Raw genomic sequence first — 8,335 nt, 5'->3', positions numbered from 1 at the left:
TCCGGCACGATGAAGTAGATCGCGCCGCCGACCTGGCAATCGCCGCTGTGCTCGGTCAGGAACAGGGTCTGGCCCGCACGCGTCAGCTGCAGGAACAGCGGGTAGCCGGGCTCGAACTGATGCTGCCGTCAATCTCGAAGCCCAGCCCGTCCACATAGAAGGCCAGGCTGCGCGCCGCCTGCGTGATGCGCAGTTGCGGGATGACGGTCTGGGGTGTGGCTTCGCTCATGGCTTGCTTCTCGCGGCTTGGCCCTGACGGGCTGCCTTGACCGCCGGCCGCTTGTCATGCGCCTGCACCCAGTCCAGAAACTCCTGGTACCAGAGCTTGGCGTTGCGCGGCTTCAGCACCCAGTGGTTCTCGTCGGGGAACCACAGCAGGCGGGCATCGATGCCGCGCGCCTTCAGCGTGTTGTAGTAGGCCAGGCCGTTGCAGTCGGGCACGCGGTAGTCCAGCGCGCCGTGGATCACCAGCGTGGGCGTTTGCATCTGCGCGGCGGCGCTGTGCGGGCTCTGCGCCAGCACGCGGTCCATGTCTTCCCAGTAGCGCGCATGCAGGTCGCGCGGCCGGTCCATATACGAATCGGCGCTGAAGGTGGCGATGCGGTCGAACACGCCGGCGTGGCAGACATAGCTGCGGTAGCGGCCGGGTTTCACATGGCCGTTCATCCACGCGACCAGGAAGCCGCCATAGCTGCCGCCGGTGGCGCTGATGCGGGCGCGGTCGGCCCAGGGCTGCTGGATCAGCCAGTCGGTGGCGGCCTCGATGTCTTGCGTCTCCAGCTCGCCCTGGCGGCCCATGATGCTGTCGCGCCAGGCAAAGCCGAAGCCGCTTGAGCCGTGATAGTTGACCTGCGCCACCACATGGCCGCGCGCGGCCAGCACATGCGGGTTCCAGCGGTAGCCAAAAGTGTCGCCGGCCGCGGCAAAGGGGCCGCCGTGGATCACATGCATCACCGGGTGCTTTTTGCGCGCATCGAAGCCGGGCGGGAAGGTCAGCCACATCTGCACCGGCTCGCCCAGCGCACCCTTGACGCTGACTTCGCGCACCTCGCCGAGCTGGCGCTTGGACAGCAGCGCATCGTTGAAGCGTTCCAGGCGCAGCGCCTGCCCCCCGTCGCGATGCGCGTGCACGCGCACCGGGTGCAGCGCCGAGTCGCCGGCGGTGACGATCAGTCCTGCCGCCACATCGAAGGCCTGGATCCAGCCGCCGTCCATCACCGCCGGGGCGGTGACGCCGCTGCTCATGTCATGGCGCCACAGCGGGCAGCGACCGCGCTGCTCGGCGGTGAACAGCAGGGCCTGGCCATCCTCAGCCCAGCGCAGCGGCGCCTCGGCGTGGAAGTCCCAGGCGGCATCGCTGAGCACGCGCCAGCGCGCCTGGCCCGATTTGGCCGGCTGGCCGGCCAGCTCCAGCAGCGCCAGCTGTTTCAAGGCGGTATGCCGGTGGCCGATCTGGGCAGCGGTCAGCGCCATCGCGCTGCCATCCGGCCGATAGCTGGGGGCATCGAAATCCCAGCCCGCCTGATCGACGAGGCAACGCACCCGGCGGCTGGGCAGGGTCATCTCGCTCAGCGCATAGCGTGCGCCGGGGCGTACCGGCTGCTCGGCGGCATGCACGAAGGCGATGCTGCGGCCATCGGGGCTGATGTCATAGGCGCTGGTGCCGGCGGCATCGCGCGGCAGCTCATGGGCTGTGCCTTCGAACAGATCGGTGATGCGTCCGCTGCCCAGGTCCAGCAGCAGCAGGTGCAGCACGCGGCCCTGCGGCATGTTGTGGTCCCAGTGGCGGTAATAGGCCTCGCTGGTGGCGTAGCCGCTTTCCTTGCGCTCGCTGAAGCTCTTGTGGTGCTTGTTCTGTGCGGTGGCGCCTTTCAATTCCGGCCAGACCCAGGCCGCGAACAGGATGCGCTTGCCATCCGGCATCCACTTGAAGGAATCCACGCCGGGGCCGAACTGGCTGATGCGCTGGGCCTCGCCGCCGTCGGGTGCGATCAGGTAGAGCTGCGCGCTGGCGTCCTTGCTGCCTTGCTGTTCGCGCCGGGCCACGAATGCGATGCGGTCGCTGCGCGGCGACCATTGCGGCTGGCCGTCCTTGTCGCCGCAGGCCGTCAGACGCCGCGGTGCCGCCTTGCGGCCGGCGGTGGGCAGCAGCCACAGGCTGGAGCTGGAGCTGTTGTCGGCCATCGAGCTGCGGGTGACCGAGCACACCGCATGCGCGCCGTCAGGCGCCAGGCTCAGCGCGCCGATGCGCTCGAAGGCCCAGAGGTCGTCAACGCTCAGGGGCTGATTGCGGGCCGCTGGCTTGCGTGCTGCAGCGGGAGTGAGGGGTTTGCTTGACGTCGCCATGCTGCCAGTGTCGCGCAAAGGGCCGGGCTGGTAAGCCCGGCTTTGCCCGCAGAGCGCACGCGCTTCAAGCCGTGCCGGGCCAGCGCCGGCGGGTTTCGTCGATGGAGCTCTGGATCAGCTGCTCCAGCACCGCCGGCTGAACATTGGCCAGGCGCTTGATATAGAGGCAGGCCTTGCCGGTCTTGTGCTTACCGAGCTGCTGGAGCAGGCCTGCAGCGCCCTCGAAGCCGGCCAGCAGGTAGAGGCTGATGCTGTCCTTGCGCGCAGAGAAACCGACCAGGCAGGATTCGCCGTCGCGTCCGCTGTCGTATCGGTAGTGGTAGCGGCCGAAGCCGACGATGCTGCTGCCCCACAGCACCGGTGGGCAGCCGCTCAGGCGCTGCATCAGCTCGGAAAGCTGCACACAGTCCCTGCGGCGTTGCGGGTCGGCAATGCTGTCCAGATAGCTCTGCAGCGGCGTGTCGGTGGGGCGGGTCTTGGCTTCACTCATGGCCTTGCACGTCTCACTGGCCGGCGGGCGGCTGCCAGAGTTCGATGCGGTTGCCCTCCGGGTCCATCACCCAGCCGAACTTGCCGTACTCCGACTCCTCGACCTTGCTATCCACCGTGCAGCCTTCGCTGCGCAGCAGCGCCAGCAGCGCGTGCAGGTCGGCGACGCGGTAGTTGATCATGAAGGGCGCCGGGCTGGGCGCGAAGTAGCCGGTATCGGCGGCGAAGGGGCTCCAGACGGTGGTGCCGGCGCCGCCCGGGTTGTCGGGCGTGGCCCAGCTGAAAGCGGCACCGCCCCAGGGCTGGACATCGATACCCAGATGCTTCCGGTACCACTCGCCCAGCGCCTTGGGATCGCTGGACTTGAAGAACACACCGCCGATGCCGGTGACACGGGGCTGGCTCATCGCGAGTCTCCTTGCTGCGCGTGGTGCGCAGCGCGTGCCGCCGAGCTTAGCAGCCTCAGCGGATCAGCTCGCGGTGCAGCAGCCTCTCCTTGCCACGGCGGTAGCCGGTCGAGCCGTCCTGCACCCAGACCTCGCGCTCGATGAAACGGATCTCTACTGGCTTGCTCGTCTCCAGCCGCTGCCAGGCCTCGCGGACCTGCTGCACGATCTGCTGCTGCGCGGCCGGGTCGGTGACGCCATAGACCAGCAGGGTGCTGCTGCGCCGCGTGAAATCGGTATAGATCGCCTGCGCGGCCGGTGCTTCAGCCGTGCCGCGCGGCGGAAACGGGTGGGTGATGGCGGCGCGCAAGGTGTCGACCTGCTCGGCATCGCCGCCGGTCGGCAGGTTTAGTGCCGGCAGCAGGATGGGGCTCAGCAGCATGAACACCAGCAGCAGCGCGAAGGCCGTGGCGATCAATGCCGGGATGGCCGCGCTGACCCAGCGCGGCGGCGGCGCCGCGGGCGTGGCTGTCGATGCGGCTTGGGGATCGATGTGCTTCTGCATCACGGTGCCGGCGCTGCAGTCTTGTCGGACGGCGGGGTGTGAGATGCCGGGGATGCCGGCGGATCAGCGGCGGCGCCGCCATTGCCTTCGTCGCGCACCACCTCGCGGTCATGCTCCGCGATGATGGCCTTGAGCTGCCGCGCCAGTTTGGGCAGATCGGCCTCGTCAGCCTCGATGTCGATCAGCAGGCCGTCCACCCGGCTGCGGCTCAGGCGGTTGCTGCGCCATTTGCGCTGGAAACCTCCGGCCGCGGCCGCACTGCTGAGCGCCGCAGCAATTGAGGTGAGCACGGCCGCATAGCCAGGCTCCATGCCCTTGATCTGGAGCAGCGCACCCGCCACCACGCTGCAGACGATGGAGCCGTAGATGCTGCTGTGGTGCGCGGCGCTCCAGTTGCGCTGGCCTTTGTAATAGCCGGCGCGCCACTGGCTGGCTTCGCGCTTCAGTGTGGCCTTGTCCATGGCGACAACCTTTCGCGGGCTTCGGATCGGGTGGTGATGCTAGCGCTGTTTCGTAGCGTCTATCTAGCTGAAATCCCTGTACTTCTAGCGCAGCCGATGGCCGTCCGATCAAGCGCCGATCAGCCTTGTATCCAGGGGAAAACCAGCGGATCCGGAGGCTATTCACGGTACATAAGAATAGGCTGATATATTGCTGCGCATGGGTATGAAGTCAGGGAATCCAATGGCAGATGTCGTGGCGTCGACAGACACCGGCCGGCCGGCGCAGGGGGTGTCGCGTCCGGTGGAGCGGCGCCGGTTTTCTTGCGCGCTTGTTGGCGCGGCGCTGAGCCTTGGCCTTAGCCTCTCGGCCTGCAGCCAGGGCGGACCGGGCGCCGATGCGGTGAGCCTGGAGACGGCGCGTGCCGAGCATGAGGCCGGGCGGGTGCTGATGATTGACATCCGCGAGCCGCATGAGCACGCCACCGGCGTGGCTGCAGGCGCCAAGCTGCTGCCGATGCGCCAGCTGGCCCAGCGCCTGGCCGAGATCCCCACCGACGCCAAACAGCCGGTGCTGCTGATCTGCAACACTCAGAATCGCTCCAAGGCCACCTTGAAGGCGCTGCGCGAGCAGGGCGGCTACAGCCACGTGCGCTATGTCGACGGCGGCATGTCAGAGTGGGCGCGGCGCGGCTGGCCGATGGTGGCGCCGGGGCGCTGAGGGCTTCGGCAGGGCTGGTGCCTGCTGCACGCTGTTTCCGCATGCGGGTTTTGCAGGGTGATTCGGCCGGAATAGACGCGCACAATGCGCGCTATCGGTGGAGTGATCCGGAGCGAGCCGTTGTGTGGCGCAGCCAAACGCATGACGTCCAGGGGAGCGTTCAACACAGTGTCATCTAGCCATGCAATCGCTCCCCCTTCCATGTCAGTTCTGATGAGACTCGCCGTGCTTGCCGCGGCTACTATCCTTGTGGCCGCGCCGGCAGCCGCCGATACTACGGTCGTCAAAGCTGACGGGACCCGCTTGCAGGTGCATGTGGATCTCCCAGCCGCCAAGGGGAGATACCCCGCCATCGTCTTGGCGCCGGGGCAGGGCTATCACATGGCACTGCCTGTCATGGACGGAACGGCTCGCTCGCTCGCGGCGCAGGGTATCGCGGTGTTCCGCTTCAATTGGGCTTACTTCAGCGCGGAGCCAAAGGGCCAGCCTTCCGATGAGCTGTCCAGGGAGCTTGGCGATATGCAAACGGTCATCGCTGCTGCGCGTCAGCATCCGAACGTGGCAGCCGACAGTGTTTCCGTCGGCGGCAAGTCACTCGGGTCCGTGGTGGCATGGCGGGCACTGGCGGCCGATGCGCGGCTGCGCAGCGCTCTACTGCTCACCCCGGTCTGCAGCCGCGTCCGCAAGGGTGAATCCAGCCTCAGGCCTGAAGCGGAGGCGAACTACCCGGGTATCTCATCCGAGCGACGGCCCACACTCTGGATCTCCGGTGACAAGGATCCGCTGTGTGCGCCATCGGTGCTGTACGGCTTTGCCGCAACAGGCAGTTCGGCGATCCGAGTGGCGATCGTCGGCGGAGACCACAGCTACGAGAGCCGCGCATTGGCGCCGGTAGAGGCAGAGGCGGCTCACAAGAGAAACCTGGCAGCAGTGTCGACCTTGGCCGCGTCCTTTCTTGTCGAAGCCTCGAGCGCGCAGCCCTGAGTTTGATTTGACTTGTTGTCAGGACGTTCGCCGGCACTGTGCACTGCCGGCATCGACGAGGCTGCATCATCAAAGTCATGACTGCCAGCCTGGCGGGTCTTTCTGTCTTGATCCGCGTGCAGACAGAGAGAGCTCTCGGCAGCCTAGGACTGCCCTACCTGAAATCCCTGCTCCCCTCCATCGCCCCCCGCAACCGCCCCAGCAGCTCCGACCAATCCTCGCAGCGCTTGGCGATCAGGTTGCACACGCCGTCGCTGCTGCGCTGCCATTGGCCGTGCACGGCCAGCAGTCTGGCCTGCAGCAAGACTGAGCGGTGCTCGGCGTAGACATCGGGCCAGACGATCACCTGCACGCTGCCGCTCTCGTCTTCCAGGCTGACGAACAAGGTGCCTTTGGCGGTCTGTGGGCGCTGGCGCACGGTGACGATGCCGCAGGCGCTGGCATTGCGGCCGTTGCGCCCATGTTTTTCCAGCTGCTGCGCATTGCGCACGCCGCGCCGGGCCAGCTGCGGGCGCAGGATGGCCAGCGGGTGCCGGCGCAGGGTCAGGCCGGTGGCGGCGTAGTCCCACAGCACCTGCTCGCCTTCGGGCGCGGCCTCCAGTGCCAGCTCGGGCTCGGCGGGCAGGCTACCGCGCAAGAGCGGCGGTAGCGGCCGCTCGGCGCTGGCCTGCCAGACCTGGTGGCGGCGATGGCCGGCCAGGCTCAGCAGCGCGTCGGCGGCGGCCAGCAGCTGCATCTCGCGCTGGTCCAGGCTGGCGCGCAGGGCCAGGTCTTGCGTGTTGGTGAAAGGCCGTTCGTGGCGTGCGTCGACGATGCGCTTTGCCGCCTCGCCGGACAGGCCGCTGACCAGGCGCAGGCCCAGGCGCACCGCGGGCTGCTGTCCTTGGCCTGGACCGGCGCAGGGCTCCAGCGTGCAGTCCTCGGCACTCAGGCTGACGTCGGCGGGCCGCACCTCCACGCCGTGACGCCGTGCGTCCTGCACCAGCTGGCTGGGGGTGTAGAAACCCAAGGGCTGCGAGTTCAGCAGCGCGCACAGAAAGATGGCCGGTTCATGGCATTTGAGCCAGCTGCTCACATAGGTCAGCAGCGCGAAGCTGGCCGCATGCGACTCGGGGAAGCCGTAGGACGAGAAGCCCTTGATCTGCTTGAAGATGGCTTCGGCAAAGGCTTCGGTGTAGCCGTTGGCGCGCATGCGCGCGACGATGCGCTCATAGAACTGCGCCAGCTCGCCGGGGCGCTTCCACGAGGCCATCGCGCGGCGCAGCTGGTCGGCCTCGCCGGCGGTGAAGTTGGCGGCGATCATCGCCACCTGCATCACCTGCTCCTGGAAGATGGGCACGCCGCGGGTGCGTTCCAGCGCCTGCTCCAGCCCCGGCGGGTAGACGATCTGATCGGGCGGCTTGCGCCGGTTTTCCAGATAGGGATGGACCATGCCACCCTCGATGGGGCCGGGGCGCACGATGGCGACCTCGATCACCAAGTCGTAGTAGTTGCGTGGCTTCAGGCGCGGCAGCATGGACATCTGCGCGCGGCTCTCGATCTGGAACACGCCCACGGTGTCGGCCGCGCAGATCATGTCGTAGGTGCGGGTGTCGCCCTCGGGCACGCTGGCCAGCGTGATGTCCAGGCCGCGCAGCTGGCGATACAGCTCGAAGCTGCGCTTGAGCGCGCTCAGCATGCCCAGCGCCAGCACGTCCACCTTCATCAGCTTGAGCGATTCGAGGTCGTCCTTGTCCCACTGGATCACGGTGCGATCGGGCATGGCGGCGTTCTCGATCGGCACCAGGCGCGACAGCGGCCCTTGCGTCAGCACGAAGCCGCCCACATGCTGGCTGAGGTGGCGCGGCATGCCGCAGAGCTGGCGGCTCAAGGCCACCAGCTGACGCAGCCGCAGGTCCTGCGCGTCCAGGCCGAGCTCTGCGCACAGCGCGGCCAGGCGTTCCTCGGGCAGCGATTCACTGGACCAGCCGCTGTGGTCGTGCGCCAGGCGCTCCACCAGGGCCTCGTCCATCGCCAGCGCCTTGCCCACGTCGCGGATGGCGCTGCGCGGCCGGTAGGCGATCACCGTGGCGGCCAGCGCGGCGCGGGTGCGGCCGTACTTGCGGTAGAGGTACTGCATCACCAGCTCGCGGCGCTCGTGCTCGAAATCCACGTCGATGTCGGGCGGCTCCTGGCGCTCCTTGCTGATGAAGCGTTCGAACAGCATGGTGCTGCGCTCCGGGTCCACCGCGGTGATGTGCAGGCAGTAGCAGACCACGCTGTTGGCGGCCGAGCCGCGGCCCTGGTGCAGGATGCCGGCATCGCGCGCGAAGCTGACGATGTCGGCCACGGTGAGGAAGTAGTGCTCGTAGCTCAGCTCGGCGATCAGCGCCAGCTCGCGGTCGATCTGCTGCTGCCATTTCGG

The 8,335-nt window shown here is 67.8% G+C and carries 10 protein-coding genes; 2 read left to right on the top strand and 8 right to left on the bottom strand.

Going from position 1 to position 8,335, the window contains the following annotated elements:
• The 7 genes from ACIQ67_RS18220 to ACIQ67_RS18190 all read right to left on the bottom strand — a co-directional run.
• On the bottom strand, window positions 1-86 hold an 86-nt coding region (locus ACIQ67_RS18220), incomplete at its 3' end, for a hypothetical protein (protein WP_397535796.1).
• A complete protein-coding gene (locus ACIQ67_RS18215; RefSeq protein WP_397535795.1) occupies window positions 83-229 on the bottom strand; it encodes a hypothetical protein in 147 nt (48 codons plus the stop codon). The genes ACIQ67_RS18215 and ACIQ67_RS18220, both read right to left, overlap by 4 nt.
• Complete coding sequence (locus tag ACIQ67_RS18210; protein WP_397535794.1) at window positions 226-2,346, bottom strand: prolyl oligopeptidase family serine peptidase; 2,121 nt, start codon at window positions 2,344-2,346, stop codon at window positions 226-228. The genes ACIQ67_RS18215 and ACIQ67_RS18210 overlap by 4 nt, the downstream gene beginning before the upstream one ends.
• Before the next feature lie 64 nt (window positions 2,347-2,410).
• Window positions 2,411-2,836, bottom strand: a complete 426-nt coding sequence (locus ACIQ67_RS18205) for a DUF1801 domain-containing protein (RefSeq protein WP_397535793.1) — start codon at window positions 2,834-2,836, stop codon at window positions 2,411-2,413.
• A gap of 13 nt (window positions 2,837-2,849) precedes the next feature.
• Window positions 2,850-3,242, bottom strand: coding sequence for a VOC family protein (locus ACIQ67_RS18200; protein WP_397535792.1), 393 nt, complete (start codon window positions 3,240-3,242; stop codon window positions 2,850-2,852).
• 55 nt (window positions 3,243-3,297) lie between these two features.
• Complete coding sequence (locus ACIQ67_RS18195; RefSeq protein ID WP_397535791.1) at window positions 3,298-3,786, bottom strand: hypothetical protein; 489 nt, start codon at window positions 3,784-3,786, stop codon at window positions 3,298-3,300.
• On the bottom strand, window positions 3,786-4,247 hold the full coding sequence (locus ACIQ67_RS18190; protein ID WP_397535790.1) for a hypothetical protein: 462 nt from the start codon (window positions 4,245-4,247) through the stop codon (window positions 3,786-3,788). Before ACIQ67_RS18190 ends, ACIQ67_RS18195 begins: the two co-directional genes overlap by 1 nt.
• 223 nt (window positions 4,248-4,470) lie before the next feature.
• Between ACIQ67_RS18190 and ACIQ67_RS18185 the strand changes: the two genes are divergently transcribed.
• Together ACIQ67_RS18185 and ACIQ67_RS18180 are read left to right on the top strand one after the other, a co-directional pair.
• Window positions 4,471-4,947: a rhodanese-like domain-containing protein gene (locus tag ACIQ67_RS18185; RefSeq protein ID WP_397535789.1), complete on the top strand. Its 477-nt coding sequence runs from the start codon at window positions 4,471-4,473 to the stop codon at window positions 4,945-4,947.
• 213 nt (window positions 4,948-5,160) lie between these two features.
• Window positions 5,161-5,931 (top strand): alpha/beta hydrolase family protein, encoded by a 771-nt coding sequence (locus ACIQ67_RS18180; RefSeq protein ID WP_397535788.1) that lies wholly within the window; start codon window positions 5,161-5,163, stop codon window positions 5,929-5,931.
• A 154-nt stretch (window positions 5,932-6,085) separates the two neighbouring features.
• Here the strand turns inward: ACIQ67_RS18180 and ACIQ67_RS18175 are convergent.
• On the bottom strand, window positions 6,086-8,335 hold a 2,250-nt coding region (locus tag ACIQ67_RS18175), incomplete at its 5' end, for an error-prone DNA polymerase (protein WP_397535787.1).

The sequence above is a fragment of the Roseateles sp. genome (assembly GCF_044373315.1).
In the GTDB taxonomy this organism is placed as follows: Bacteria; Pseudomonadota; Gammaproteobacteria; order Burkholderiales; family Burkholderiaceae_C; genus JACDQM01.
The sequence above is the reverse complement of the archived record's forward strand: the minus strand, read 5'-3'. Positions and strand labels throughout refer to the sequence as shown.

Excerpts from the sequence above, each read along its gene's own strand:
- ACIQ67_RS18215 (WP_397535795.1), bottom strand. The coding sequence starts at position 229 with ATGAGCGAAGCCACACCCCAGACCGTCATCCCGCAACTGCGCATCACG.
- ACIQ67_RS18210 (WP_397535794.1), bottom strand. The coding sequence starts at position 2,346 with ATGGCGACGTCAAGCAAACCCCTCACTCCCGCTGCAGCACGCAAGCCA.
- ACIQ67_RS18205 (WP_397535793.1), bottom strand. The coding sequence starts at position 2,836 with ATGAGTGAAGCCAAGACCCGCCCCACCGACACGCCGCTGCAGAGCTAT.
- ACIQ67_RS18200 (WP_397535792.1), bottom strand. The coding sequence starts at position 3,242 with ATGAGCCAGCCCCGTGTCACCGGCATCGGCGGTGTGTTCTTCAAGTCC.
- ACIQ67_RS18195 (WP_397535791.1), bottom strand. The coding sequence starts at position 3,786 with ATGCAGAAGCACATCGATCCCCAAGCCGCATCGACAGCCACGCCCGCG.
- ACIQ67_RS18190 (WP_397535790.1), bottom strand. The coding sequence starts at position 4,247 with ATGGACAAGGCCACACTGAAGCGCGAAGCCAGCCAGTGGCGCGCCGGC.
- ACIQ67_RS18185 (WP_397535789.1), top strand. The coding sequence starts at position 4,471 with ATGGCAGATGTCGTGGCGTCGACAGACACCGGCCGGCCGGCGCAGGGG.
- ACIQ67_RS18180 (WP_397535788.1), top strand. The coding sequence starts at position 5,161 with ATGAGACTCGCCGTGCTTGCCGCGGCTACTATCCTTGTGGCCGCGCCG.